Here is a 24,517-nt window from a genome sequence, read left to right as displayed (position 1 = left end):
CGCAAAAACTTTGCTATGAAGACGAAATGAATTTCTGTCGTCTCTTCATCATGCGTCCCGTGGCGACGATTCTGCTCGCCCTTTCGCTCCTGGCGGCAGGGGCCATCTGCTATCCGCTGATGCCCGTCGCGAGCCTGCCCGATATCGGTTCATCGACAATCAATGTCGAGATCGAACAGCCTGGCGCCAGCCCCGAGCAGATGGTCAGCTCGGTCACCACGCCGCTAGAACGCTATCTCGGACAGATTGCCGGGGTGAAGCTGATCGAATCAGACAGTGAAAACAGCTTCGCCTATATCCGCATCGATTTTGTGGAATCCCGCAATATCGATGGTGCCCTGCGCGATGTTCAGGCAGCGCTGAGAGCCGCACGCGCCGACCTGCCGCAAGGGACGCTCGACCGTGACCCCTACGCCTACAAGGACGACCCGACTTCCCAGCCGGTCTATCTGCTCTCTCTGACCTCAGACGTCATGACGCTGCCGAAGCTGTTCGACCTTGCCCAGATCAGGGTCAAGCCGCTTCTGGCGCAGATCAAGGGCGTGGGCCATGTGCAGGCCGTCGGCTCTGCCGCCCCCGCCGTGCGCGTGGATGTGAACCCCTATGCGTTGTACAAATGGGGCGTAGGCTTTGAAGACGTTCGACAGGCCCTTGCCTCGGCCAATGCCAACACACCCAAGGGCTTTCTCGATTCCGGCGGCCAGCGCCTCATGCTGGAGACAAACGACCAGGCCGAGGATGCAGCGCAATATCGCGATCTGATCATCGGCTATCGCAACAACATCAACCCGATACGGCTTTCTTCTGTCGCCGAGGTCAGTGACAGCGTTCAGGATCTGTATCAGGCGGGGTATTTCAACAACAAACCTGCCATTACCCTGATCGTTCGCGGCCAGCCCAAAGCCAATACGGTCAAGATCGTCGATGCCGTCAAAGCCCGCATGGCCACACTGCGTGCGGTTCTGCCACCCGGCGTCGAGATGGATACGGCCATCGACCTCTCATCGAGCATCCGTGCCTCACTCGATGATACGCAGCTGACGCTCGGCATCTCGATCATTCTCGTGATCGGCGTCATTCTGGTGTTTCTGCGCCGCCTGCGCTCGACCATCATTCCTGCCGTCACCGTGCCCATCGCGCTGATCGGCACGTTGGCCGTGATGAAATGGCAGCATTTCACCCTCGATATCATGTCGCTCATGGCGCTCACCATCTCGGTGGGCTTCGTGGTGGATGACGCCATCGTGGTTCTGGAAAACATTGCGCGCCATATGGAAGCCGGCATGGACCGCATGAGTGCGAGCCTGAAAGGCTCGTCGGAGATCGGCTTCACCGTGCTCTCGATCACGGCCTCTCTCGTGGCCGTCTTCATTCCGCTGCTGTTCATACCCGGTCAGGTCGGCGCGATCTTCTACGAATTCTCGATGACCATCGTCTCGGCGCTGCTCATCTCGCTGGCCCTGTCACTGACCCTCACCCCCATGATGTGCGCCTACTGGCTGGATGTCGAACATGAAGAGCCAACCGGGCCGGGGCTGCGTGACCGCACCTTGCGTCTGATCGATTTCGTGCTCGATGGCATCATTGCCCTTTACGCCCGCACGCTGCGCGTGGCGCTGCGCCATCACATCCTGACGGCGCTTACCCTGCCTCTGAGCTTCATCGTGCTCGTCACCTCGATTGTGCTGATGCCCAAGACGGGCGTCCCGGCGCAGGATATCTCTCTGGTGGGTGGCTCGATCAGCGGCGACGACACCATGTCGTTCTCCCAGATCACCCGGCGTATCCATTATGTCGGTGAGGTCATGAAAGCTGACCCGGATGTTCTGTCTGTCACCAGCTGGAACAACAGCAGCAGCGATGGTCAGCTTTTTGCCCGGCTGTCTGACAAGCGTACCCGCACACGCACCGATGTGCAGATCGTCGACAGCATACGTAAGAAGCTGGGCGATATGCCCGGCCTGCGTACCTCGTTCTTCTCGGCGGGTGATCCCAATGGTGGCGGCGGTCAGCATCGTAGCGGCGCCTATCGTTACGTGCTGCGCGACCAGGATCCGGTCGAGCTCAAGCTCTGGGTGCAGCGTCTTGCCGCAAAGCTGCGCAAGAACCCGATGATGACCACGGTCACGACTAATGTCGAAGGCCATGGCGCCTCGGTACACGTCAAGCTGCGCCGCGACACCGAGGCCCGCTATCTGGTCACGCCACAACTCGTCGGCAATGTGCTCTATGATGCCTATGGCCAGACCGTGGCGTCACGCATCCATACAGACATCACCACCCATTCCGTGGTGATGGAAGTCGCCCGCGCCTATCGGGAATCGCCTGAGCAGCTTCGCAGCGCCTGGATCTCGACCGCTTCAGGCACCCCCTCGGGCGCCGTGCGCTCGAACCAGATCCGGGTAAAAACCACCGGCAGCAGCTCGGCCTCGACCGCGACACAGCTCAGCGAGGCCTCTCTGCGCAACGCCATCGCCAACCAGATCACGGGCAACAACTCCAATGGTTCGGCAGTTGCCTCTTCCGTCGAGACCATGATCCCGCTCATCAACGTGGCCGATCTGGTGATGGAGCCCACCCCGATGGAGATCGACCATCAGCAGGGCATGACCTCGACCGCGATCAGCTTCGATCTGACCGATGGCAAGACCTATGAAGACGCCCGCAAGCTGATTGAAAGCACGATGAAGGACATGGGCGCGCCGCCCGGTCTGACCGGCGAGTTTTCGGGCCTTGCAGGTGAAACGAAGGACATGCTCGTCAACGAGCTTCTGGCTTTCGTGGCCGCGCTTTTTGCCATGTATATCGTTCTGGGCGTGCTCTATGAGAGCCTGATCCACCCCTTTACCATTCTCTCCACCCTGCCCTCAGCCGGTATCGGCGCCATTCTCGGGCTCTGGATTGGAGGCGAGTCGTTCAGTCTCATTGCCATGATCGGCATGATCCTGCTTACCGGCATCGTGAAGAAGAATGCGATCCTGATGATCGACTTCGCGCTTTATGCCGAAAAGGAGCTGGGCCACACGCCGCGTGAAGCCATCTACGAGGCCTGCCTGACGCGGTTTCGCCCCATCCTCATGACAACCCTCGCCGCTGCGCTCGGCGCTGTGCCTCTGATGGTCGGGCATGGATACGGGTCGGAAATGCGCCGACCGCTCGGCATCGCCATTGTTGGCGGCATGCTCATCAGCCAGTTGCTGACACTCTACACCACCCCTGTCGTCTATCTTTACATGGACGCGATCGGTCGTTTCGGCACACGGTTGTGGCACCGTTTTGTGCCCAGGCGCTCTGCTCCGCTCACAGCCCCGCTCCCTTCTGAAAGCTGAAAGCCCGTCATGTCTCTCAAAACCCTCAGCCCGGCCTTTCTGCTTTGCGCCAGCCTGCTGACACCCGCTTTCGCAGCGTCTGCCGCCCCGCTGCATCTGTTCAATGCGCCTGCCCTCTCGCCTGATGGCAAGCTTCTGGCGACACTGGACACCACCGAACAGCCCGATTCCGATACGACACCTGTGCCGTTTCTCGTTCTTCGCAGCCTGCCGGACGGCAAGACGATGACGATTCTTCTGCCCTGCAAGGACTGCATCCCCTCCAGCCCGAGCTGGAGCCCCGACGGCACGCATCTGGCCTTTATCGTCAGGCAGAAAAACACGCAGAACCGCCAGATCATGCGTTTGACCAGCACGGGCAAAGACCTGGAAACCCTGCTGAAATTCACGGGTTCGCTGCAGGATCTGCGCTACGGCCCCGACGGGGGGCTGGCCGTGCTCGCCATTGCCGATGCACGACGCGACCCCGGCGCCTTGCAGGCCGGTGCACCGGAAACAGGCGAGATCGACGCAAAGGAAGACGAGCAGCGCATCGCCACGATCGAGAAGAACGCCCTGCACTGGCAGTCGCCCGATGGGCTCTATGTCTATGAGTATAGCTGGCAGAAAGGCACCCAACCCGCCTTTATCGGCACGGCGGCCAAAGGCAATGGCGACGCCCATTGGTGGCAGGCCCATCTGTCGCGCTTTTCAGACGGGCAGGAGAAAATTCTCTACACCCATGCCCTGTCTCAACAGATTGGCCTGCCTCTGGTGGCGCCCGATGGCAAGAGCGTGAGTTTCGTGGCCGGTCTGATGAGCGATTTCGGCTTTTTCGGTGGCGATGCCCTGCAGATCGATCTGACCACGCCGGGCGCGGCGCCTGTCACACTGACACGGAACAGCAAGAGCACCGTGACAGGGCTGAGCTGGTGTCAGGGACGATTGATCGCCTCAGCCATCGCCAGCCCCAAGACGATGCTTCAGGCCCTCGACGACAAGGCGCCCCTCATGGTGAGTTCCGATGATCTGCTTTCCGATGGCGGCGGCGAACCGCGCCTGATCTGTGCAGGCGACCAGAGCGTCGTCATCCGCCAGAACTTCACAAAAGCCCCTGAAATCTGGGCAGGCAGGATTGGTGACTGGCAGCAGGTCACCCATCTCAATGAGGGCCTCTCCGTACCGGTCAAAGCCGCAAGCGTCAGCTGGACGAGCGACGGGTTTGCCGTTCAGGGCTGGCATCTGGCCCCCGTCTCGCGCCCCACGCCCATGACCCATGACGGCAAGGTGCCAATGATCACCGTCATCCATGGCGGCCCGTCTTCAGCCGTCACACCGCGCTTTCTGCGCGCCAATGGCGATGCCGCCGTGCTGCTGAAGGCAGGCTATGACCTGTTCATGCCCAACCCGCGCGGCAGCTATGGCCAGGGCGAGGCCTTTACCATGGCGAACCGACGCGATTTTGGATATGGCGACCTGCGTGACATCCATCGCGGCATCGACGCGCTCGAAAAAACGGCCCCGATCGACGAGACCCGTCTTGGCATTACCGGCTATTCCTATGGCGGTTACATGACCATGTGGATCGTGACACAGACGAACCGCTTCAAGGCAGCGGCAGCCGGTGGCGGCATTGCGAACTGGCAGTCCTATTACGGACAGAACGGCATTGATGCCTGGATGCCTCCTTTCTTTGGCGCCACGGTCTATGACGATCCGGCCATCTACGCCCATTCTTCCCCGATCACCTTCATCAAGCAGGTCAGGACCCCGACCTTCATTTATGTCGGCGCCAATGATGTCGAATGCCCGCCTGCACAAAGTCTTGAATTCTATCATGCCTTGCGCGCGCTCGGGATTCCGACCAGCCTTGTGATCTACCCCGGTGAAGGGCACGGCATGCGCGGGCGTGACCATGCGATCGATGCCCAGAAGCGTATGCTGGCCTGGTTCGATCGCTATCTGAACGCCCGGGATACAAAGCGTGCCACGGCGAACTGAGGGCGTTCAGTAACGTTTGGCCCGAGAAGCTTTGGAGTCGAGATGCGTAATAAAAACCAGGCACCGTTCGCCAATCTGCTGGCCCCAGTCAGGCTGGTTGTCCCGGCTTTCGTTCTCGGCTGCGCGCTCTCGGCCTGTGCCAAAGCCCAGACGGTCGAGGCCCCGCCCCTGCCCAGTGCAATCACCACGGCAAAACCGGCGGCGCCTTCCGATCACCCGGCATCAGCCCCCATCATCATTCCGCCCCTGCCCGTGGTCCCGGAAGCGCAGGCGCGTCTTGAGGCAAGCCGCCTGACCGTACAGATGAAGAAATCGGTCAAGCGTTTCACCACCTATACTCCCGAGATCCGTCAGCGCTTCATCCGCCTCGCACGTGCCGCCATTGCCAGCACCAACACGCCTATCGACCGCCCCCAGCTTCTGATGGTCGTCGATCGCAATCCCAAGGTGCAGCGCCTCTGCTTCGTGCTGGCCATGCCGGGCAACGCAGATTGGGAGACGCTGGGCGGCACGCCTGTCTCGACGGGTCGGGCCGGACGCAAATTCTATTACATCACCCCGACAGGCGTGTTCATCAACACGCCTGATCGTCTCGGCTATCGCGCACTCGGCACCAAGAACGAGAACGGCATCCGCGGCATCGGCGCCAAGGGCATGCGGGTCTGGGACATGGGCTGGCACAATGCCGTCAAGGGCTGGCGCCCCGATCACGAAACGGGCGATATCCGGCTCGAAATTCACGCGACCGACCCCGACTTCCTTGAGCAGCGCCTAGGCCAGACGGCGTCGGAAGGCTGCATTCGCATCCCCGCGACCATGAACGTCTTTATGGACAAGAATGGTCTGCTCGATGTGCAATACGAACAGGCGGCCAGCTATGACGAACGTTTCCGTGCGCTCCTGCCCAAGGACCGTACACCGAGCCCTATTGCAGGCGATGCGCTCGTTGTCGTGGACTCAACCGAAGCCGTTCAGGCCATTTCTTCCGCCACGCTCGGGCATCAGACCCTGCCCAGCCATCACGAGGGCTGATCCCCCACGCTCACGCCCGCCGTTCCGGCAAGGCAAGACCGGGAAAGGCCGCCTCAAGCGACTGCGCAACGAGGCGCGTGGCAGCGGGAAGGGACCGGGCCTGATCGACGCAGAAGCATAATTCGAACGGTCTGATCTTGCGGTTGGCAAGCGGTACGAAGGCCAGAGACCCGTCGCCTACCTCCTGCATGACATCAACAGAGCTCAGGATACTGATCCCAACCCCGTTTCTGACCAGCGATTTGATGGTTTCGATGTCGTCGGATTCACAAACCGGAAGTCCCTCCTGACCCGTCTCGGCGCTCAGCCAGGCAATCTTCTGCGCCAATGCCAGCGGTGCAGAAGGAGCAATCAGCGGGTAGGCAACTCCCTGCCTGAACCGTGCCTCATCCTGTTCCGCCAGAGGATGGCCGGGCAGGGTAACAAACCCCAGAGGGCAGGCAATGCTGGCTCTGACAGAAAGCCGCGAGGACATCACCGGATCAAATACCAGCGCCAAATCACCCTGCCCCTCAATGAGGGCTGGCCCGATCTCATGATTGGCCCTTACCAGCACACTCAGCGTGATGCCCGGATGCTCGGCGCGCAGGGTCGCGACCACACCCGGCACCATTCCGCGCGCCATGGCTTCGGGTATGAGCAGCGTCACATGACCCCGCCTCAGCCCCTTGAGATCGTCGATTTCCGTTCGGCACGCCTCCAGTTCGCGCTGCCAGCGTCTGGTCTGTACCAGAAGAAGCGCCCCCGCCGCGGTCAGCCTGAGCCCTGAGGGCAGCCGCTCGAATAGCGGCGAGCCGAGGGATTCTTCACCGAGCAGGATCTGACGATCGATCGACGACGCTGAAATGCCCAGAGCCTCCGAGGCGCGCCTGATGGAACCATGCTGGGCGACGGTCATGAAATAACGCGTGAAGCGGGAAAAGACAGGCATGGCAGGCGCTCTCATTTTTAGAACGGTCAATGAGATATTTCGATATATCGTCGAACACGTTGATAATGGGATTGTTCCTGATGTTCCAGCATCACCCGGCGAGGCCCCATGTCAGAAACTCTCGAGCGTCCGGTCCAATTGCCGCGTCAATGCAGCTTCGATGCCGCAGATTGGGCGATCCTCTCGCGCTTCTGGTATCCGGTCGCCCTGTGCCGCGATATCGGTACAGCCCCCACGGCGGCAGTACTGCTCGATGAAACGCTGGTGATCTATCGCGCGGGCGACGAGATTGTGGTCGCACAGGATCTCTGCCCGCATCGCGGCGTGCCTCTCAGCCTTGGTTCGGGCAATGGCGAGAGCATTGCCTGTGCCTATCACGGCTTTCGTTTTGGTCAGGCGGGGCGATGCGTCAAGGTGCCTGCGCATCCTAGTTCGGCCATCCCCGGCAAGCTGCATCTGAAGACCTTCCCGGTGCGTGAGCGCTACGGTCTGGTCTGGACCTGCCTCGCAGGTGAGACAGCTCATGACGTGCCGGAAATGCCGCACTGGTATGAACCCGGCTATCAGCAGATCACCTGCCCCTCGATCGACATTGCCGGATTTGCGGGAAGACAGGTAGAGGGGTTTCTCGACGTCGCGCATTTCGCATTCGTACATACCGACACCTTTGCCGACCCCGAAAACCCGGTCGTCCCGCCCTATATGCCCAGAAGAACCGAAGCGGGCTTCGAGGTCGAATATCGCAGCTCCGTTGGCAATTATCCTATCGGTGTGGAAGGTCGGGCGCCCGAGGGCTTCGAATGGCTTCGCCATTTCCGCACCTCGCTGCCGTTTACGGCGACGCTCGAGATCCATTTTCCTGATGAGGGTCGGCTGGTGATCATGAATGCCGCCTCTCCCGTTTCAGCCCGCAAGACACGCATGTTTGCGCCGATTTGCCGCAATTTCGATCAGGATATTCCGGTGGAGGCCGTCTATGAGTTCAACCGCCGTGTCTTTGAGGAGGACCGGTTGCTCGTCGAGGCACAAAAGCCCGAATGCCTCCCTCTCGACCCAACACTTGAGGCCCATATCATGGCCGATCGCAGTTCCATCGCCTATCGCAAGGGCCTGCGTGATCTGGGGCTGAGCCGCTTTTTCATCGCCTGAAAATCGACCGGCGCGTGGTTCTGACGGGAAATGCATGGCTCCTGCGCCGAGAAATCATATCCCGTCAGGCCTGTGCGTCTTGCCTCGTCTCGCCGGGTGGCTTCCTCTGACACAGGAAAAGAGGGAGCTTCTCAGGATCATGGTCACGACCAGAACCGAACACGATCTTCTCGGCACACGCGAAGTCCCACGTGACGCCTATTACGGCATCCATACACTGCGTGCCGTCGAGAATTTTCCGATTACCGGCCGCCAGATCAGCGCCTATCCGGAACTCATCAACGCACTGGCTGCCATCAAGCAGGCAGCGGCCCTGAGCAATCGCGATCTGGGGCTTCTCGACGCCTCGAAAGCACGCGCCATCATTGCCGCCTGCGAGGATGTGCGTAGTGGGCAGCTGCACGACCAGTTCGTCGTCGATGTCATTCAGGGGGGCGCTGGCACCTCGACCAACATGAACGCCAATGAAGTGATCGCCAATCGGGCGCTCGAGCATCTCGGGCGCCAGCGGGGCGATTACAGCGCGCTCCACCCTATCGACCACGTCAATATGGGCCAGAGCACGAACGACGTTTATCCCACGGCCCTGCGCATTGCGGCCATTCATGGGGTCAACCACCTGACCGACGCCATGACCGTGCTTCGCAAGGGCTTTATCGCCAAGTCACGGGAATTCCATGACATTCTCAAGATGGGACGTACCCAGCTTCAGGATGCCGTGCCCATGACGCTGGGGCAGGAATTCCAGACCTATGCCGTCATGCTGGATGAAGACCAGAAACGCCTCAGGGAGGCGACCCTTCTGATCAGCGAGATCAATCTGGGCGGCACCGCCATCGGCACACGTATTGCGAGCCATCCCGATTTTGCCGTCACGGTCTGCTCGCATCTCAACCGGATCACCAATCTTCATCTTCTGACGGCGAGCGACCTGATCGAAGCCACTCAGGATTGCGGCGCTTTCGTTCAGGTTTCCGGCGTGCTCAAGCGCTTTGCCGTCAAGCTCTCGAAAATCTGCAACGATCTGCGTCTGCTTTCCTCAGGCCCTCGCGCCGGGCTGAATGAGATCAACCTGCCGCCCATGCAGTCGGGCTCTTCCATCATGCCGGGCAAGATCAACCCGGTCATTCCCGAGGTCGTCAATCAGGTCGCTTTCGAAGTGATCGGCAATGACCTGACCGTCACCATGGCCGCCGAGGCCGGTCAGCTTCAGCTCAATGCTTTCGAGCCGATCATTGCCCATAGCCTTTTCAAGAGTCTGACCCATCTCCATGCGGCCTGCCTCACTCTGGAATCGCGGTGCATTCGCGGCATCACCGCCAATACGGCCCAGCTCGAGGCCATGGTAACGCACTCCATCGGCCTTGTGACCGTTCTGAACCCCTATATCGGCTATGAAACTGCCACGGCTATTGCGCTCGAAGCGCATCGTACCGGACGTGGGGTGATCGAAATCGTGCGTGAACGCCAGCTTGTGCCGGAAGAGACACTGGAGAAGATTCTCTCTCCCGAAGGGCTCTGCCATCTGCACAAGGCTGAGCCGCTCTGACGCGCTTAAATTCGGGACGCCTGCCTGAGGGGCCGGCGCCCTTAACGACAGGCGTTTGTACCAAGCGTCAGAATGGTCAGGGTTCAGTCCAGAGATTCGTCGGGCTTTTCGCTCCAGGCTGCCTGAACGCCGGGGATGCGCATCAAAGGCGTGATGACCTCATCGGGTTTTTTCATGCCGTGCACATGGATGGTGAGCAGAAGCGTTTCGCCCTGTCTCTCCTGCGAGACATGACCCAGCGTGAAACCCAGCCCGGTCAGGGTAGTGGCAACGGTCTCGGCAAAATCGACGTCCGGGTCGCCCCGTACGCTTATCTTGAACCCGTGACGTGGCGCGCGCGGCATGCGCAACAGCCAGCCAGGGGTGAGAAACATGATCACCAGATAACCAAGTGTTGTCAGCAGGGCAACGATGGTCATGCCCGCACCGCAGGCCATGCCAATGGCAGCCGTGAGCCACACTGAAGCGGCAGTCGTCAGGCCGCGCACGGTGTCACGTCGCATGAAAATGACGCCGCCGCCGATGAAGCCGAGACCCGAGACAATCTGTGCCGCCACACGGGAAGGGTCGACTTCGACACGGCCCGGCACCAGCACGTCATCAAAGCCGTATTTCGAGATGAGCATGAAAAGGGCGGCAGACACGCCAACAAGCGTATAGGTACGAAAACCTGCCGCTTTCTGTCGGCATTCGCGCTCGAGCCCGACCAGTGCAGACAGAAAAAACGCCAGCCCGAGCTCCTGAAGCTGGAGCAGCCCCTCACCCGGAATATGTGCAAACAGACCCGCCGCCTGCATGACAGCCTCCCCTCGAAACAACGCCCTTGCGGACACGAAGCGGAGTATCGCTCACTCATGACAAGTGCGACAGCCTCTTGGCTTGCTCGAATCGCCCGCGCCCATGATAGAGGGACGCTGTGACTATGACCGATACATCCAGACCTTCCGCGGCCGATGATGGCCTTACCGCGCTGCTGCGCCGCTCGCCCCCGGCCAACCCTGAGGCCGAACGCGCCCTGCTGGGCGCGCTTCTGACCAATAACAAGGCCTATGAGCGCGTTTCCGACTTTCTGGTCGCCGCGCATTTTGCCGACCCGCTGCACGGGCGCATTTTTGAGGCGATCGCCCGGCGTATCGACCGTGGCATGCTGGCTGACCCCATCACCATGCGCGCCGAGTTCGAACATTCCGGCCTGCTGGATGAAGTCGGCGGTCCGCAATATCTGGGCCAGTTGCTCATGGCCATGGTGGGCATCGTCAATGCCGGCGATTATGGCCGCGCCATTCATGATGCATGGATCAGGCGCCAGCTGATCGAAATCGGTGAGACGGTCGTCAATAACGCCTATGGCGCCCGTGCCGATCTGGAAGGTGGCGACCAGATTGCCGCCGCCGAGGAAACCCTGTTCAAACTCGCCACCGACAAGGGACAGGATGGCGGATTCGTCAGCTTCGAACGCGCCCTGACAGGCGCGCTCCAGGTGGCAGAACAGGCTTTCCAGCGCACGGGCGATGTCAGCGGCCTTACCTCGGGTCTGCGCGACTTCGACAAGAAAACCGGTGGTCTGCATCCTTCCGATCTTCTGATCCTTGCAGGCCGTCCAGCCATGGGCAAGACGGCTCTGGCCACCAAGGTCGCCTTCTCGGCTGCCCAGGCCTTGATGCGCGAGGCGGAAGACAAGGGAACGAAGCCACGCGGCGCCGTGGCAATCTTCTCGCTCGAAATGTCGGCCGAGCAGCTCGCCACGCGTATTCTGTCAGAACAATCTGAAGTCTCGGGCGAAAAGATCCGACGGGGCGATATCGGCCAGCGCGAATTCGACCGCTTCGTGCGCGTCTCTCGCGAATTGTCAGAACTGCCGCTGCATATCGACGACACGCCAGCCATCTCGCTTTCGGCCATGCGAACACGCTGCCGCCGTCTGGCGCGCACAAAGGGGCTGAGCCTTGTGGTGGTCGATTATCTCCAGCTCATGCGCCCCGCCATCGGCACCAAACCGGAAAGCCGCGTGCTTGAAATCTCGATGATCACGCAGGGGCTCAAGGCGATTGCGAAAGAGCTTTCGGTACCGGTCATCGCGCTGTCGCAGCTCTCACGTCAGGTGGAATCGCGCGAGGACAAACGCCCGATGCTCTCGGATCTGCGTGAATCCGGCTCGATCGAGCAGGACGCTGACGCCGTGATGTTCGTCTATCGCGACGAGTATTATCTGCAACAGCGCATGCCCAAAGACAGCGCCTATGAAAGCATGGATAAATATCAGGTCGCCATGGAAGAGTGGCAGCGCAAGATGGCGCTCGTGCACAACAAGGCCGAGCTGATTCTGGAAAAACAGCGTCATGGACCGACTGGTACCATCTCGCTTTTCTTCGAAGGCGAATTCACCCGCTTCGGCGATCTGGATACCGTCCACGACGTGTGATCGAGGCCGGCGCCATAGCAGACATGCCGGTCGTTCCGTTCTGTCCGCACAGATCTCTGAAAGATCGGCGGGCGAGCGGCGCCAATGGGTGCAGGGCGTCTTGCATGGACCGTACTCGCCAAGCGCGTTCCGCCCGCACAAGCCATCGCCGTATGCGAATATGATTCTTTTCAATAGGCGCCCATTATTGGCAGATAATTCTCTATAATTACTGCAATAAATCGACCCGTGCGGCGGAAATTACTAACAGACCACCAGCACGTGTTGTCCTGTTTCGTTTTTTCGCAAGAACGCGAGTTTGGCTCCCACAACCAGATCAATAAGCCACGATGCAACAGTGTCGGCACACCAGATTACGCTATCGTCAACGATACTTAACAGTTCACGCACCACTATAAATATTAGGGGCCCGATCATTACCAGCGCCATCGGATTCCACCGGTCACGGCCGCTGAACCCGGTGGCGCGCCGAGGCGGGTGTCGCGATGACCTGCAAAAAAATTGGCCGTGAGATCGAGGCCGGGAATACCGGCAACGGGCAGGGCAAAGGTGGTGGTAATGCCGTGCTCCATCGCGATGGGCGATGACTGGTTCTGCTCGACCGATATCGGGCCGTATCGCCGCAGCACAGACTGCATGGAAGGCGCGAAAAAGGTCTTGGGCGGGGCTTTGGCCGAAATGCTCAGATCAAGCCCTGAGCCGTGGGGCAAAAGCGGAGCTTGGGTCAGAAGGCTGCGCTTGCCGGGTTCGGCAGGAGATCCGTGCGACCGGGGTGGCGGGACGAAATACCCGGCCTCGGCAGCAAAACAATGCCCCTGCGATACCAAAAGGCATAACAGTGAATAAAACAGCGCTTTCTTATTATTTCTGTTTTCAGGCATAGAATCAGTTCTATACCTGAAAAAGCACAAAAGGGCGTCACTTTTCATGATGCCCGGTTACTGTCAGAACGAAGCCGTATAAGGGTTGGGGCCCGTGCGGCCATCAGCGCGATCAAGCGTTTCGATGCGCTTCATATCGTCCTCGTCCAGGCGGAAATCGAAAACGTCGAGATTTTCATCGATCCGCTTCGGATGAACCGATTTCGGGATGACAATATTACCGAGTTCGAGATGCCAGCGCAATGTGACCTGCCCCGGCGTCTTGCCGTGCTTCTTGGCGATGCTGGTAATGATCTCGCCATCGAACCCGGCACCGCGTGCAAGAGGACTCCAGGCCTCGGTGCGGATATCGAGCGACTCGTTAAATGCGCGCACTTCCTTCTGTTGGAACGAGGGGTGCAGCTCGATCTGGTTGAGCACCGGCTTGACCCCGGTTTCCTCGATCAGTTGGGTCAGATGCTCTGGCTGGAAATTGCACACGCCGATCGACCGGATACGCCCGTCATTCTTGAGTTTGATCAGTGCCTTCCAGCTTTCGACTGCGAGGCCCGTTTTCGGCATGGGCCAATGAAGCAGATAGAGATCGACCACATCGCGACGCAGCTTGCGGGCGCTCTCATCAAAGGCGCGCATGGCATTGTCGTAGCCAAGATCATTCGCCCAGAGCTTGGTCACAGCATAAAGATCGGGGAAATCCTGCAGCGCGTCACCGACGCCACTCTCATTGCCGTAAAATGCGGCCGTATCGATCATCTGATAGCCTGCCTTGGCCGCATAACGCACGATCTCCGCCGTTTCATCAGCGGGGGTCTTGTAGACACCAAGCCCGAATTGAGGGATGCGCGTGCCGTCATTGAGCGTCAGATGCACCTGCTCGCCATCGGCGCGCAGGGTTGCAGAAGAAAGCCCTGCGGAAGAATCGGTACGAGACATGAAGATCTCCTTGCTGTCGCTTTGAGAGCGATATTTTTCAGTAGTCTAGCGGCCCGATCTACGCCGGGTTGCAACACGAAACCGAAAACCGGTCATCAACGCGTGAACAAAGAGACGCGAGACTAAGGTCCATGGGGCAAAAACTCTTCGCTCGCCCGGTTCTTGACCGTGAGACTCTGTGTTAGGAACGAGGTGTCATGATCGCTGCAGCAGAAACCCAGTCTCACACCCCGTCCGACCCCACGGATGCGCCCCTCATTCTGGCGTTGCCGAAAGGCCGTATTCTCAAGGCGCTCGGCCCCGTGCTGGAACGCACCGGACTTTTCAAAGATGGCAGTGCCATCGGTGAAGGGACACGCAGCCTGCGCTTTCCGACGCTCGACCCCAATGTCGATGTGGTGCGTGTGCGCTCTTTCGACGTTGCGACCTTCGTGGCCCATGGGGGCGCGCAGATTGGCGTTTGCGGTGCCGATGTGCTGATGGAGTTCGACTACCCTGATATCTATGCCCCGCTCGATCTGGGTATCGGCGGCTGCCGTATTTCCCTTGCCCAGCCTGTCGGTATGGGCACGCATGACACCAATGCCGCCAGCTCGCATATCCGGGTGGCGACCAAATATCCCACCATCACGCGCCGCCATTTTGCCGCCAAAGGCGTCAATGCCGAGATCGTGCATCTGCATGGCGCGATGGAGCTGGCGCCGACACTCGATATGGCAAGCGTCATTGTCGATCTGGTCGATACCGGCTCGACACTCAAGGCCAATGGTCTGCGCGAAACCGATGTCATCGCCCATGTCACGAGCCGCCTCATCGTCAATCGCGTTGCCCTGAAGACCCGACCCGATGCCATTCGTGCCCTGATCGAGCGCTTTCGCAACGCCCTGCAGGAGAATGCCGCATGAAATGGCTCCAGAGCAGCGACACGGATTTCGAGACCCGCCTCAGCAGTCTTCTGGCCGATCGCAGCGCGGTCGAGACCAGCGTCAGCACCCCGGTTCGCGACATTATCGCCGCCATACGCACCCAGGGCGACATGGCACTTTGCGATTACACCGCGCGCTTTGACCGGCTGGCCCTCACGCCGGAAACCATCCGTATTTCCGAAGCCGAGATCGCCCAGGAGGCGGACAAGGTCGATGCAGAACTGATGGAGGCACTGACCCTCGCCGCCACGCGCATCGAGTCCTTTCATCGGGCACAGATGCCGTCTGACCTCTCCTATACGGATGATGCCGGTCTGACGCTTGGCATGCGCTGGACATCGCTTGATGCGGTCGGGCTGTACGTGCCCGGCGGCAAGGCCGCCTATCCTTCATCTGTTCTGATGAATGCCCTGCCCGCCCGTGTGGCCGGTGTCGAGCGCATCGCCATGTGCGTGCCCTGCCCCGATGGTGTGCTCAACCCCCTGGTGCTTGCGGCAGCCCGTGTCTGCGGGGTGAGCGAGATCTATCGTATCGGCGGGGCTCAGGCCGTGGCTGCGCTCGCTTACGGCACCGCTACCATACCGCCGGTCGATCGTATCGTCGGGCCGGGCAATGCCTATGTGGCAGAGGCCAAGCGTCAGGTCTTCGGCCATGTCGGCATCGACTCGATTGCAGGCCCTTCAGAAGTGGTCATCGTCGCTGATAACCGCAACGAGCCGCGCTTTGTCGCGCTCGATCTGCTGGCTCAGGCCGAACATGACGAACTCGCCCAGGCCGTACTGATCACCGATGATGCCGCCTTCGCCCAGACCGTGGTCGAGGCGCTCGAAAACGAACTGCTGACCCTGCCGCGCGCCGCCATCGCCGGTAAATCATGGGCCGATCACGGCGCGGTGGTGATCGTGCGCGACTGGGCAGAGGCCGCGCAGATCGCCAATCGCTTTGCCTCCGAGCATCTGGAAGTGATGCTCGACGACCCGGAAGGGTTTGCAACGCAGATCCGCCATGCAGGCGCCATGTTCCTCGGGCGCAACTGCCCCGAGGCCGTAGGCGATTATGTGGGCGGCCCGAACCATGTGCTGCCGACCAGCCGCACGGCGCGTTTTGCCTCGGGCCTGTCGGTTTTCGACTTCCTCAAGCGCACGACATCTATCGCCGCCGATGCCAATGGCTTGCGCGCGGTCGGCCCTGCTGGTGTTGCGCTTGCCCGCGCCGAAGGGTTGGGGGCTCATGCGCTCAGCCTCTCGGCCCGACTCGACGCGCTTGGGTGGAATCAGGGCTGATAGGGCCTTTTTCACCCCGGCAAATAACCAAGAAACTTGACGTAACGGCCTACAGCCAGCACATACGCGGCAGAATTTTTACTGCCGGGGCTGGCACAGCCCCTTTTTCTGGCCTGTTTCAGCTTCAATCCCCATAAGGACCCCAATGTCAAAAGAAGACATGATCGAATTCAGCGGCACCGTTACCGAGCTGCTCCCCAATGCCATGTTCCGCGTGACCCTCGACAACGAACACACCATTCTCGCCCATACCAGCGGCAAAATGCGCAAGAACCGCATCCGCGTTCTGGCCGGTGACCGCGTCAATGTTGAAATGACGCCGTACGACCTGTCCAAGGGCCGCATCACCTTCCGTTTCAAGTAAGAGCGTTTTCATGACGGACGGCACAAGGCCGGAGCTGATCCTCGCCTCGGCATCGCCCCGGCGGGTCGATCTTCTCCGCCAGATCGGTCTCGTCCCCGACCGCATCGACGCTGCCGATCTGGATGAATCGCCGCGCCAGAACGAGACACCACGCCTGTGCGTGGCCCGTCTGGCCCGCGCCAAAGCCGAAGCGGTTGCCGCCCGCACGACAGGGCCAGGCCTGATCCTTGCCGCCGACACGCTCGTTGCGGTGGGTCGGCGCATCCTGCCCAAAGCCGAAGATCGCGCGACGGCAGAACGCTGCCTGCGCCTGCTCTCGGGGCGGCGCCATACCGTACTGACCGCAGTCTGCGTCATGCCGAGTGCCGCCTGGGCAGAAGGACGCATTGTGGAACGTCTGGTCGAAACCGACGTGACCTTTTCCCGCCTGACCAAAGGCCAGATTACCGCCCTGCTCGATCAGGGCGACTGGCAGGGCAAGGCAGGTGGCTATGCGCTTCAGGGCGCGGCAGCGTCGGTCATACGCTATGTCGGGGGTAGCCCCTCCGCCGTGATCGGCCTGCCCCTTTTCGAAACCGCCCAGATGCTGCGCGGCCAGTCCTTCCGCTTTCTGGCATGAAAGAGTGCCGTATCGCCTGGTCACCGGGCGAGGCACGCATTGCCGTTTGCGATGGCGATGACCTGATCGATTTCGCCCTCTGGCGCCCTGGCATGCCCGATGGCTATGGCGACACGCATCTGGTCAGGGTGCAGAAAGCAGCCCCTGCGCTTGGTGGCGCGTTTGTCACTCTGGCCGATCACAGCACAGGCTTTCTGACTGGCACCCATCAGGAAGGCGCTCTGACAGCCGCTCGTGTGACCCGCAGCGCCCAGAACGGTAAGGGACTGCGCCTCAAGCCCGTTTCCGGCAAGGCGCCTGAGGGCGACACCCCCCGACTTGTCGCGTACGGCCCGACGCCACTTGAAGACATTGCCGCCCGCTATCCCGATCTTTCTTTATGCTGTGACGATCCGGCGCTCATGGCGCAGATACCGGCAGCACTGAAGCCACGTATCGAACGTGTTCCCCAGGCTTTCGACGCCGTGCTCGAGGCCTACTGCGATGAGCTGGCCACACCACAGGCCACGCTGCCGAACGGACTGCGCGCCACCATCACCCCGACCCCGGCCCTGACAGCGATCGATCTGGATGATCCCTCTCCCGATCAGCGCCGCCAGATGGATGGCTTTACCGCCAATCGCAACGCCTTCCCGGCTTTGGCGCGTGAGATATCTTTGCGCAATCTGAGCGGGGCCATTCTGATCGACCCGGCAGGGGTTCCTCTTCGCAAGCGACCGGCGCTTGGGAGCTTTCTGGCCGCCGCCTTCGCAGATGACCCGATGCAACCCAAGATGCTCGGCGCCACTTCACTCGGCCTGCTGGAAGTCGTGCGTGTCAGGGGGCGCGCGCCTCTGCACGAAGCGCTTGCCAGTCCCGGCGGGCGCGGCCTCTCGGCGCTAAGGCAGATCCTGCGTGACAGAAGCGGCAGGAAAGCTGGTGGCACCCCGGTGCTGCGCGCTTCTCTGGGCGTCGTGCGGGCTCTGGAGGCCGATCCGGAGGCGCTGGCGCAGTTTGCGCTATGCTGGGGCGCCTCTCTGACCCTTACGATGATGCCCGATTACCCGGATGCCTATTGGAGTTTTGCACCATGAGCCTCTGCCCCATCTGCAAGCGCCCCACCGAGACGGCGTTTCGCCCGTTCTGCAGCAAGCGTTGTGCCGATATTGATCTGGGACGCTGGTTCAATGAGAGTTACAGCGTGCCATCCGTGTCGGAAGACGAAGAGGAAAAAAACGTCTTCCCCCCGCTTGATCAGCATGACGGGTTAGAGTAAACCCCCTCTCACACCGTTTGGTGACGGTGCCCAAGTAGCTCAGTTGGTAGAGCATGCGACTGAAAATCGCAGTGTCACTGGTTCGATCCCGGTCTTGGGCACCATTTTCTTCCTGAAAAACTTATTTCTGCTTCTGCCAAGTGCAAGATATCCTGCAGGTAGACGCATTTCGACATTCCAGATCGGATGGACCTGGAACGTGCTCTGTCGAGAAAACGGTCGTCGCTCAGTTCGCCCAGGGCATGAAACCGATCTTCCCGAAGCGGTTCTCATCTGGGTCACCTTTCATGAAAAAAAGGACCGCGATGCCGATAAAGGGAATGAGCGAAAGGAGCGCTGCCCAGCCAGACCAACCGCAATCATGGCAGCGTCTAACACTGGCAGAGATCGTTGCTATCAGAACAAAAAGACTGATGAGCAAATAGGCGGCTGTCAGGCCGAGCTGGATGATCTGGGCGTGAGCATCCTGATCATCCAGGAGATGCGTAGCATAATCAGAAACGCGTGTACAGGCAGGCATAAACAGCCAGCAGGCAATGATAAAGATAGCGTAATCGGCTCTGGAAGTACGTCCCTGAAATTGAAATGCCTGTTTCAGTCCCATCAATACAGCGTCCATATTCTTGTTCCTTATTCAGTCTATTTCGCTTTTTAAGGCAGAAAGAGAGAATTGGAACAGCACCATTACGCGATAACGTTATGCGACAATAAGAAGCTCTTGCCGCCCTCCAATATGAGCCGGGAAGAGCCTGCTCAACTCAGGCCAGCAGACCGCCATCGACCGCGAGGGCAGACCCGGTAATATAGCTTGAACGCTCATTGACCAGGAACGACACGACATTGACGATGTCTGCAATCTCGCCATAGGCGCCGGTCGCAACAAAGCCTGCGAGTACTTTTGCGGCTTCAGTATCCGACGGATTCATGGCGGTATTCACAGGTCCCGGCTCGACAACATTGATGGTGATGCCACGATCGCCGAGATCGCGCGCCACACCCTGGGCAAAGCCGCGCAGCGCCGCCTTGGTGCTGGAATAGAGCGACAGACCCGGCAGTGGCGCACGTCCACCGAATGACGAGCCCATAAGAACGATACGGCCACCGCGCTGCATATGCCTGACGGCACACATCGTTTCGATCATCGGGCCGCGCACATTGAGATTGAGCCCGGCTTCGATGATTTCGGGCGTGATGTCGTCAATCGTGCCCTTGGGATACATGCCCGCATTGCACACCAGCACATCGAGACGACCAAAAACGCGAATTGTTTCCGCAATGACCTTCTCATTCCCCTCAACCGTGCTGCCATCGGCATTCACGGCCAGAACACGACGACCAAGCGCCTCAACTTGCCTGATCGTATCCTGCGCACTGGCTGCATCACGCGGATAGGAGAAAGCAATATCATAGCCTTCGCTGGCCAGCTGGCGGGCAATACCAGCGCCGATGCCGCGGCTGGCACCGGTCACGATAGCAATTTTTGCAGTCATCACTTTGTTTCCCTGTTCTGAAAAATGGCAAGAAAGGCGTTCAGCCCGAGATATCTGAGAGCGTCCGTCACCAGGATGAATTCGAGCATCGCTCAGGCCTGCAACAGGCGACAGGAGCGATCCAGCGCCCTGACATTGCGGCAGAAATCCTTGAGCATCTCTCGTTTCTGAGTTGCAGACAGACGAATCTGGCGTCGCTCGAGTCTGCTGATCTGCTCACGCCAGGCACGATACAGAAGCCGGATATCCTTCCGGCACGCCGTAGTCCGGTACGTCTGTGCGACATTGCCGGTGCGGGGTGCGAGGATATGGTTCTGCATGACTGGCTCCTGTTCGGGGGTAAAACACCTGTCCCTTTCGGACAGGCGCAGAATGCGCAGACACGAGCCGCCTGCGTTATCTCAGGATTCCGAAAAACTTGCCTTTTTTTCCCACAATGTGATGATTGGGCCATGATAAATCAGGATACGACTGCGCAACTCAGAGAGGTTCAGGCGCTCGTTCGTCTTCACTGCCCGCGCAAGAGCACGAAGACCGCTATCGACTATCTGACGCTCTATCACTCCGACACGACCACTGACCCGCTCCTTGTGGTCTATCAGCCGCGCATCTACCTGATCATCCAGGGTGCCAAGACCATACGCATCCATAAACGCAGCTTCGATTACGATCAGAATCACTATCTGGTCGCGACAGTCGATCTTCCGCTGTCGGGCCGCATCACCCGCGTCTCGCCTGATGAGCCCTATCTTGCCGCCTGCATTGCCTTCGATCCCGCTGAAATTGCCGAGATTATCACGCAAACCCATGCCGATCCGGGGCTGAAAACACCGCTGCGCGCCAGCCTGGGCCTGAGCCCGGTCACTCCTGATCTGCTGGACGTGCTGCGCCGTCTACTCCACGCTCTTGATAACGAGCAGGACCGGGAGTTTCTTGCGCCCATGCTCAAGCGTGAAATGATCTATCGGGCGCTGCAAGGCGACCAGCGTCATGTGCTGCACGAAATTGCCGATCAGAAAAGCGATGCCTCACGCATCAACCGCGCTCTGGCATTTTTGCGTGCGCATTTCATGGAAGAGACTGACATGGCGCATCTGCTGCGCCTTGCCGGAATGAGCCAGTCGACCTTCTACCGCAAGTTTCAGGAGGTTACGGGCATCTCGCCTGTGCAATATCGCAAACGCCTGCGCCTGCAGGAAGCACGCCGCCTGATGCTGAGCGAAGACAGGCTGGCCGCCGATGCCGGATTTGCCGTGGGTTATGAAAGCCCCTCGCAGTTCACCCGCGAATACAAGACGATTTTCGGCCTGCCCCCGCATCAGGACGTCAAACGCATTCGTACCATCGGCGTGGAGCGCTATCGCGAGCTGAACGAGGATGTCTGGATCTGAAACGCCCGCTCCCCGTCATGATGCATTGCGTTACACGATCATTCGCCCCCGCTTCTTGGCTGAACCGTGTTTTGAGCGCAGGCTGATCGGAAAAAGACCGAGGTATCGTTATGCGTATTCTGTCCCTTTGCGGCGCGATTCTGACCCTGACCGCCTGTTCGCATCCACACCCGCCGCAGGATGACAGCCGCGCCGCCCTGCTACGCCCTGTAGCCTCGACTGGCAGCGCGCCCTCGAAAGACGCCCCGCCCTCAGACCACAAGCCTCATGGCCATATGTATATGGGCTCAGGTATGGGCGCCTCGCATCTCTGATCTGCTGCTGAGGCATACCGACGGCAGAAAAAGAAACTTAGTCCTGCGTATCCGGGAGGTTATCGCATGGGGCTTTTGCGACTCTGGCTTTTTTCGAACCAATCAGTCGTCTGAGCGAGAAAGTGTCCCCTACAAAACAGCGTCTGAAAAGCAGCAGGCAAATCAGCACAAGACAGGACATGCTGAAAAACTCTCGCCAGAGCAGCTTGACTGCAATGCCATAGCTGATCTGGAGATATCTCGAAGCAGGCTGAAAAGAGATCTCATGCCATAACAGGCCAAAGAGATAGATTGTGCCATTGAACGCCAGAACGAGCGCCGTAATTGTATAGCGGACGAGAATATAGAATAGGATGATCAGAATCGCGATATCGAGCAGCTTCGAAAGCGATCGTGTTTTTCTTATCATGCCAATTGCGCCCTTCCCGCTCATCAGTCCCCTTCTTTAATAGGAAGAGACGAGCAGGTCAGCACCTAGGCCGGACAGTTCTGCGTGAGAACTGCTGCTTTACTTGATCGCGTCGAGCACGCCTGAAACGGTCAGGATCTGCGGCAGGACGACGCCCTCCTTATGGGGAGCATAATAGACATAGAGGGGCACGCCATCGCGCCCATGCGCCCGCAGATAGGCACTGATGGATTCATCGCGATTGGTCCAGTCACCCTTCATATAAGTGATGCCCTGAGCCTCAAAGGCCTTCTGCACAGGCGCAGATTGAAGGGCCACGCGCTCATTGACCATGCAGGTGATGCACCACGCCGCCGTCATGTCGATGAAAACCGGCTTGCCCTCCTCACGCAACGCGGCAAGGCGCTCGGGCGAATACGCCACGGCTCCTGTCTCAGCCTTTGCCTCGACAGGCGCATTGGCGGCAACACCGTTATCGATACGCGCCAGGCTGATCCCGGCCAGAACCAGAACCACCACAGCCACAACACGACCAAAAATCACGCCCGGTGTGGCGCCCTTGATCATGGCCTGACGCTGGGTCGTGCCGAACAGCCAGGCCACAAGCCCCAGCCCTACCGCACCGCCAAGACCTACAGGCAGGATCATCGCCCCACGCTGCACACAGGCCACCCAGAAAAGCCAGACAGCCGTGCCAAGAAGCGGGAAGGCCAGAGCCTGCTTCAGCACCGCCATCCAGGCACCCGGTTTCGGCATATGCCTTGCGAGGAAAGGAATGGTGGCAATCGCAACATAGGGCGAGGCCAGACCGAACCCCATGGCCAGAAACAGCGCGAGTCCTGCCCAGGCCGGTCCGCTCAGCGCAGCTGCAATGGCGGCCCCCATGAAAGGCGCCGTGCAGGGCGTCGCCACGATCACGGCCAGAAGCCCCGTCAGCATGTCACCCCAGACACCATGGCGCGGCGTGACATCCTGGCCGATACGCCCCAGCGTCACCTCGAAAACACCCAGAAGGTTGAGCGCCATCATGACCAGCAGCCAGGCGACGCCGATCACGAAAATCGGTGACTGGAACTGAAAACCCCAACCGGCAGCGGAGCCGACACTGCGCAGCACGATCATGGCCACGCCCAGAGCGGCGAAGCTGCCCATCACCCCGGTCGTATAAGCCAGAGCACTCCTGATCTGTTCATGGCGATGACTACCCCCCAGACGGGCGAGCGAGAACGCCTTCATGGCCAGAACGGGAAAAACGCAGGGCATCAGATTGAGGATGAGCCCACCCAGAAACGCGAAAACAAGCATACGCCACAATGCCGCCTCGGCCGGGGCTGGCCCTGCGGGAGCGGATTGTGCCACTGCCATCTGGCTGGTCTTGATCCAGAGCGCCGTCTGCTGACCGGCCTTGTCCTGAAGCACGACGATCCCGGACAGACCCGTCGGCTTGTGCGCTGCATCGATCCAGTTGAGCTTGAGGGTCAATCCGCCCTCGCTTACGCCCAGCTTCTGCGACGCAACCTGATCGATGATCCCGGTCTCAGAGGGCATGAACCACGCCCTGTCGATGCTGGCCGAAGAAAGGCCCTTGCCACTGAGGCTCAGCAGGCCGTCCGGTGCGAGGGAGGCCGCAAAAGGTGATGGCACAGGACTCGCCTGAGCTGCATGAACGAATAATGGCCCTTCGGCAGAACTGTTCGCCACAGCCTTGCCAGCAGGCAGATCAAGGGTGAAATCGCCTTGTTCGGGCACACAGGTGGCCGCGCAGACCAGCCATTCAGCGTGAGCCTTGAGCGTAACGCCCCCTGCCTGCCCTTCGAGCTTCAGCGCCTGGGGCAGAAGCACATCGCCCGTATAGGCGTAGGACATCAGCCCGCCTTCACTGATACGGACAGGCGTGGGGAAATTAATCGTCTCGCTCTGCCCCGTCATGGCGCCGCTTGCCGTCACCTTGAGCGTTGGCGGCTCACCGGCATCACCGGCATTGAGCCAGTAGGTATGCCAGCCGGGTTTGAGCTGCAGACGCAAACCGACATGCAGGGTGTCGCCGGCGGCGACCGCATCACGATCGGTTACCAGTGTAGCGGTGTCATGAGAGGAAATGACAGGCTGGCTCTCTGCGGCAGAAGCAGGTGCGTTGCCCAGGGCAAACAGGAACACAGGGAGAGACAGGACAAGAAAAGACAGCTTGCGCAGCATCAGACCGATCGCATCGTTGGAAGAGAATTGCCGACCGCCCCAAGGACGCGCCATAGAGGTCATT

The 24,517-nt window shown here is 59.9% G+C and carries 23 protein-coding genes and 1 tRNA gene; 16 read left to right on the top strand and 8 right to left on the bottom strand.

The annotated features are described in order from the left end of the window. Nucleotides 1-26 precede the first annotated feature (26 nt). Genes AAID99_RS12620 through AAID99_RS12610 form a run of 3 tightly spaced genes read left to right on the top strand, consistent with a single transcriptional unit; the run spans nucleotide 27 to nucleotide 6,341 of the window. The gene (locus tag AAID99_RS12620; protein WP_188427436.1) at nucleotides 27-3,329 is read left to right on the top strand and encodes an efflux RND transporter permease subunit; all 3,303 of its coding nucleotides are present in this window, start codon (nucleotides 27-29) and stop codon (nucleotides 3,327-3,329) included. A 9-nt stretch (nucleotides 3,330-3,338) separates the two neighbouring features. Then, nucleotides 3,339-5,309 (top strand): S9 family peptidase, encoded by a 1,971-nt coding sequence (locus tag AAID99_RS12615; protein ID WP_498494047.1) that lies wholly within the window; start codon nucleotides 3,339-3,341, stop codon nucleotides 5,307-5,309. A gap of 42 nt (nucleotides 5,310-5,351) precedes the next feature. After that, on the top strand, nucleotides 5,352-6,341 hold the full coding sequence (locus AAID99_RS12610) for a L,D-transpeptidase (RefSeq protein WP_229719909.1): 990 nt from the start codon (nucleotides 5,352-5,354) through the stop codon (nucleotides 6,339-6,341). A 10-nt stretch (nucleotides 6,342-6,351) separates the two neighbouring features. Here AAID99_RS12610 and AAID99_RS12605 read toward each other — a convergent pair whose 3' ends face one another. Beyond that, a complete protein-coding gene (locus AAID99_RS12605; protein ID WP_498494046.1) occupies nucleotides 6,352-7,272 on the bottom strand; it encodes a LysR family transcriptional regulator in 921 nt (306 codons plus the stop codon). 108 nt (nucleotides 7,273-7,380) lie between these two features. On the opposite strand from AAID99_RS12605, the gene AAID99_RS12600 reads away from it, so the two are divergent. Then, entirely contained in the window at nucleotides 7,381-8,421 is a 1,041-nt protein-coding gene (locus AAID99_RS12600) for a Rieske 2Fe-2S domain-containing protein (RefSeq protein WP_188427433.1), read from the top strand. A gap of 139 nt (nucleotides 8,422-8,560) precedes the next feature. Continuing rightward, nucleotides 8,561-9,970: an aspartate ammonia-lyase gene (gene aspA, locus AAID99_RS12595; RefSeq protein ID WP_188427432.1), complete on the top strand. Its 1,410-nt coding sequence runs from the start codon at nucleotides 8,561-8,563 to the stop codon at nucleotides 9,968-9,970. A gap of 83 nt (nucleotides 9,971-10,053) precedes the next feature. Here the strand turns inward: aspA and AAID99_RS12590 are convergent, their stop codons facing one another. Next, on the bottom strand, nucleotides 10,054-10,767 hold the full coding sequence (locus tag AAID99_RS12590) for an MgtC/SapB family protein (RefSeq protein WP_498494044.1): 714 nt from the start codon (nucleotides 10,765-10,767) through the stop codon (nucleotides 10,054-10,056). A 125-nt stretch (nucleotides 10,768-10,892) separates the two neighbouring features. Here AAID99_RS12590 and AAID99_RS12585 point away from each other — a divergent pair, with 125 nt between their 5' ends. Beyond that, on the top strand, nucleotides 10,893-12,392 hold the full coding sequence (locus tag AAID99_RS12585) for a replicative DNA helicase (RefSeq protein WP_188427430.1): 1,500 nt from the start codon (nucleotides 10,893-10,895) through the stop codon (nucleotides 12,390-12,392). Nucleotides 12,393-12,808: 416 nt separating this feature from the next. Here the strand turns inward: AAID99_RS12585 and AAID99_RS12580 are convergent, their stop codons facing one another. Together AAID99_RS12580 and AAID99_RS12575 are read right to left on the bottom strand one after the other, a co-directional pair. Further along, nucleotides 12,809-13,273: a hypothetical protein gene (locus AAID99_RS12580; RefSeq protein ID WP_229719908.1), complete on the bottom strand. Its 465-nt coding sequence runs from the start codon at nucleotides 13,271-13,273 to the stop codon at nucleotides 12,809-12,811. A 63-nt stretch (nucleotides 13,274-13,336) separates the two neighbouring features. Next, on the bottom strand, nucleotides 13,337-14,206 hold the full coding sequence (locus AAID99_RS12575) for an aldo/keto reductase (RefSeq protein WP_498494043.1): 870 nt from the start codon (nucleotides 14,204-14,206) through the stop codon (nucleotides 13,337-13,339). A 197-nt stretch (nucleotides 14,207-14,403) separates the two neighbouring features. Here AAID99_RS12575 and hisG point away from each other — a divergent pair, with 197 nt between their 5' ends. From hisG to AAID99_RS12535, 8 genes are all read left to right on the top strand, one after another. Beyond that, nucleotides 14,404-15,111 carry an ATP phosphoribosyltransferase gene (gene hisG / locus AAID99_RS12570; RefSeq protein ID WP_188427428.1) on the top strand — a complete coding sequence of 236 codons (708 nt, stop codon included), beginning with the start codon at nucleotides 14,404-14,406 and terminating at the stop codon, nucleotides 15,109-15,111. Beyond that, the gene (hisD, locus tag AAID99_RS12565) at nucleotides 15,108-16,415 is read left to right on the top strand and encodes a histidinol dehydrogenase (protein WP_188427427.1); all 1,308 of its coding nucleotides are present in this window, start codon (nucleotides 15,108-15,110) and stop codon (nucleotides 16,413-16,415) included. The genes hisG and hisD overlap by 4 nt, the downstream gene beginning before the upstream one ends. A 145-nt stretch (nucleotides 16,416-16,560) precedes the next feature. After that, on the top strand, nucleotides 16,561-16,779 hold the full coding sequence (infA, locus tag AAID99_RS12560; protein ID WP_023979930.1) for a translation initiation factor IF-1: 219 nt from the start codon (nucleotides 16,561-16,563) through the stop codon (nucleotides 16,777-16,779). Nucleotides 16,780-16,789: 10 nt separating this feature from the next. Continuing rightward, nucleotides 16,790-17,398, top strand: a complete 609-nt coding sequence (locus tag AAID99_RS12555; protein WP_188427426.1) for a Maf family protein — start codon at nucleotides 16,790-16,792, stop codon at nucleotides 17,396-17,398. After that, a complete protein-coding gene (locus tag AAID99_RS12550; RefSeq protein WP_188427425.1) occupies nucleotides 17,395-18,471 on the top strand; it encodes a ribonuclease E/G in 1,077 nt (358 codons plus the stop codon). Before AAID99_RS12555 ends, AAID99_RS12550 begins: the two co-directional genes overlap by 4 nt. Further along, nucleotides 18,468-18,653 carry a DNA gyrase inhibitor YacG gene (locus tag AAID99_RS12545; protein WP_188427424.1) on the top strand — a complete coding sequence of 62 codons (186 nt, stop codon included), beginning with the start codon at nucleotides 18,468-18,470 and terminating at the stop codon, nucleotides 18,651-18,653. Before AAID99_RS12550 ends, AAID99_RS12545 begins: the two co-directional genes overlap by 4 nt. Before the next feature lie 28 nt (nucleotides 18,654-18,681). After that, a tRNA-Phe gene (locus AAID99_RS12540) sits at nucleotides 18,682-18,757 on the top strand. Further along, a complete protein-coding gene (locus tag AAID99_RS12535) occupies nucleotides 18,748-19,308 on the top strand; it encodes a hypothetical protein (protein WP_498494041.1) in 561 nt (186 codons plus the stop codon). The genes AAID99_RS12540 and AAID99_RS12535 overlap by 10 nt, the downstream gene beginning before the upstream one ends. Nucleotides 19,309-19,411: 103 nt before the next feature. On the opposite strand, the gene AAID99_RS12530 is transcribed toward AAID99_RS12535, so the two are convergent. Both AAID99_RS12530 and AAID99_RS12525 read right to left on the bottom strand, forming a co-directional pair. Continuing rightward, nucleotides 19,412-20,143 carry an SDR family NAD(P)-dependent oxidoreductase gene (locus tag AAID99_RS12530; protein WP_188427422.1) on the bottom strand — a complete coding sequence of 244 codons (732 nt, stop codon included), beginning with the start codon at nucleotides 20,141-20,143 and terminating at the stop codon, nucleotides 19,412-19,414. A 92-nt stretch (nucleotides 20,144-20,235) separates the two neighbouring features. Continuing rightward, nucleotides 20,236-20,463, bottom strand: coding sequence for a hypothetical protein (locus tag AAID99_RS12525; RefSeq protein ID WP_188427421.1), 228 nt, complete (start codon nucleotides 20,461-20,463; stop codon nucleotides 20,236-20,238). Between the two features lie 132 nt (nucleotides 20,464-20,595). On the opposite strand from AAID99_RS12525, the gene AAID99_RS12520 reads away from it, so the two are divergent. Both AAID99_RS12520 and AAID99_RS12515 read left to right on the top strand, forming a co-directional pair. Continuing rightward, the gene (locus AAID99_RS12520; RefSeq protein WP_498494040.1) at nucleotides 20,596-21,534 is read left to right on the top strand and encodes an AraC family transcriptional regulator; all 939 of its coding nucleotides are present in this window, start codon (nucleotides 20,596-20,598) and stop codon (nucleotides 21,532-21,534) included. 110 nt (nucleotides 21,535-21,644) lie between these two features. Beyond that, the gene (locus tag AAID99_RS12515; RefSeq protein WP_188427419.1) at nucleotides 21,645-21,848 is read left to right on the top strand and encodes a hypothetical protein; all 204 of its coding nucleotides are present in this window, start codon (nucleotides 21,645-21,647) and stop codon (nucleotides 21,846-21,848) included. 37 nt (nucleotides 21,849-21,885) lie between these two features. Here AAID99_RS12515 and AAID99_RS12510 read toward each other — a convergent pair whose 3' ends face one another. Together AAID99_RS12510 and AAID99_RS12505 are read right to left on the bottom strand one after the other, a co-directional pair. Next, nucleotides 21,886-22,281, bottom strand: coding sequence for a hypothetical protein (locus AAID99_RS12510; RefSeq protein ID WP_498494039.1), 396 nt, complete (start codon nucleotides 22,279-22,281; stop codon nucleotides 21,886-21,888). Between the two features lie 75 nt (nucleotides 22,282-22,356). Next, nucleotides 22,357-24,516: a protein-disulfide reductase DsbD family protein gene (locus tag AAID99_RS12505; RefSeq protein WP_498494038.1), complete on the bottom strand. Its 2,160-nt coding sequence runs from the start codon at nucleotides 24,514-24,516 to the stop codon at nucleotides 22,357-22,359. Between the last annotated feature and the right edge of the window lies 1 nt (nucleotide 24,517).

This window comes from Asaia sp. Ae19-3, assembly GCF_059801175.1.
The sequence above is the reverse complement of the archived record's forward strand: the minus strand, read 5'-3'. Positions and strand labels throughout refer to the sequence as shown.

Coding starts and splice junctions, on each gene's coding strand:
- AAID99_RS12620 (WP_188427436.1), top strand. CDS start 27: ATGAATTTCTGTCGTCTCTTCATCATGCGTCCCGTGGCGACGATTCTG.
- AAID99_RS12615 (WP_498494047.1), top strand. CDS start 3,339: ATGTCTCTCAAAACCCTCAGCCCGGCCTTTCTGCTTTGCGCCAGCCTG.
- AAID99_RS12610 (WP_229719909.1), top strand. CDS start 5,352: ATGCGTAATAAAAACCAGGCACCGTTCGCCAATCTGCTGGCCCCAGTC.
- AAID99_RS12605 (WP_498494046.1), bottom strand. CDS start 7,272: ATGCCTGTCTTTTCCCGCTTCACGCGTTATTTCATGACCGTCGCCCAG.
- AAID99_RS12600 (WP_188427433.1), top strand. CDS start 7,381: ATGTCAGAAACTCTCGAGCGTCCGGTCCAATTGCCGCGTCAATGCAGC.
- aspA (WP_188427432.1), top strand. CDS start 8,561: ATGGTCACGACCAGAACCGAACACGATCTTCTCGGCACACGCGAAGTC.
- AAID99_RS12590 (WP_498494044.1), bottom strand. CDS start 10,767: ATGCAGGCGGCGGGTCTGTTTGCACATATTCCGGGTGAGGGGCTGCTC.
- AAID99_RS12585 (WP_188427430.1), top strand. CDS start 10,893: ATGACCGATACATCCAGACCTTCCGCGGCCGATGATGGCCTTACCGCG.
- AAID99_RS12580 (WP_229719908.1), bottom strand. CDS start 13,273: ATGCCTGAAAACAGAAATAATAAGAAAGCGCTGTTTTATTCACTGTTA.
- AAID99_RS12575 (WP_498494043.1), bottom strand. CDS start 14,206: ATGTCTCGTACCGATTCTTCCGCAGGGCTTTCTTCTGCAACCCTGCGC.
- hisG (WP_188427428.1), top strand. CDS start 14,404: ATGATCGCTGCAGCAGAAACCCAGTCTCACACCCCGTCCGACCCCACG.
- hisD (WP_188427427.1), top strand. CDS start 15,108: ATGAAATGGCTCCAGAGCAGCGACACGGATTTCGAGACCCGCCTCAGC.
- infA (WP_023979930.1), top strand. CDS start 16,561: ATGTCAAAAGAAGACATGATCGAATTCAGCGGCACCGTTACCGAGCTG.
- AAID99_RS12555 (WP_188427426.1), top strand. CDS start 16,790: ATGACGGACGGCACAAGGCCGGAGCTGATCCTCGCCTCGGCATCGCCC.
- AAID99_RS12550 (WP_188427425.1), top strand. CDS start 17,395: ATGAAAGAGTGCCGTATCGCCTGGTCACCGGGCGAGGCACGCATTGCC.
- AAID99_RS12545 (WP_188427424.1), top strand. CDS start 18,468: ATGAGCCTCTGCCCCATCTGCAAGCGCCCCACCGAGACGGCGTTTCGC.
- AAID99_RS12530 (WP_188427422.1), bottom strand. CDS start 20,143: ATGACTGCAAAAATTGCTATCGTGACCGGTGCCAGCCGCGGCATCGGC.
- AAID99_RS12525 (WP_188427421.1), bottom strand. CDS start 20,463: ATGCAGAACCATATCCTCGCACCCCGCACCGGCAATGTCGCACAGACG.
- AAID99_RS12520 (WP_498494040.1), top strand. CDS start 20,596: ATGATAAATCAGGATACGACTGCGCAACTCAGAGAGGTTCAGGCGCTC.
- AAID99_RS12515 (WP_188427419.1), top strand. CDS start 21,645: ATGCGTATTCTGTCCCTTTGCGGCGCGATTCTGACCCTGACCGCCTGT.
- AAID99_RS12510 (WP_498494039.1), bottom strand. CDS start 22,281: ATGAGCGGGAAGGGCGCAATTGGCATGATAAGAAAAACACGATCGCTT.
- AAID99_RS12505 (WP_498494038.1), bottom strand. CDS start 24,516: ATGACCTCTATGGCGCGTCCTTGGGGCGGTCGGCAATTCTCTTCCAAC.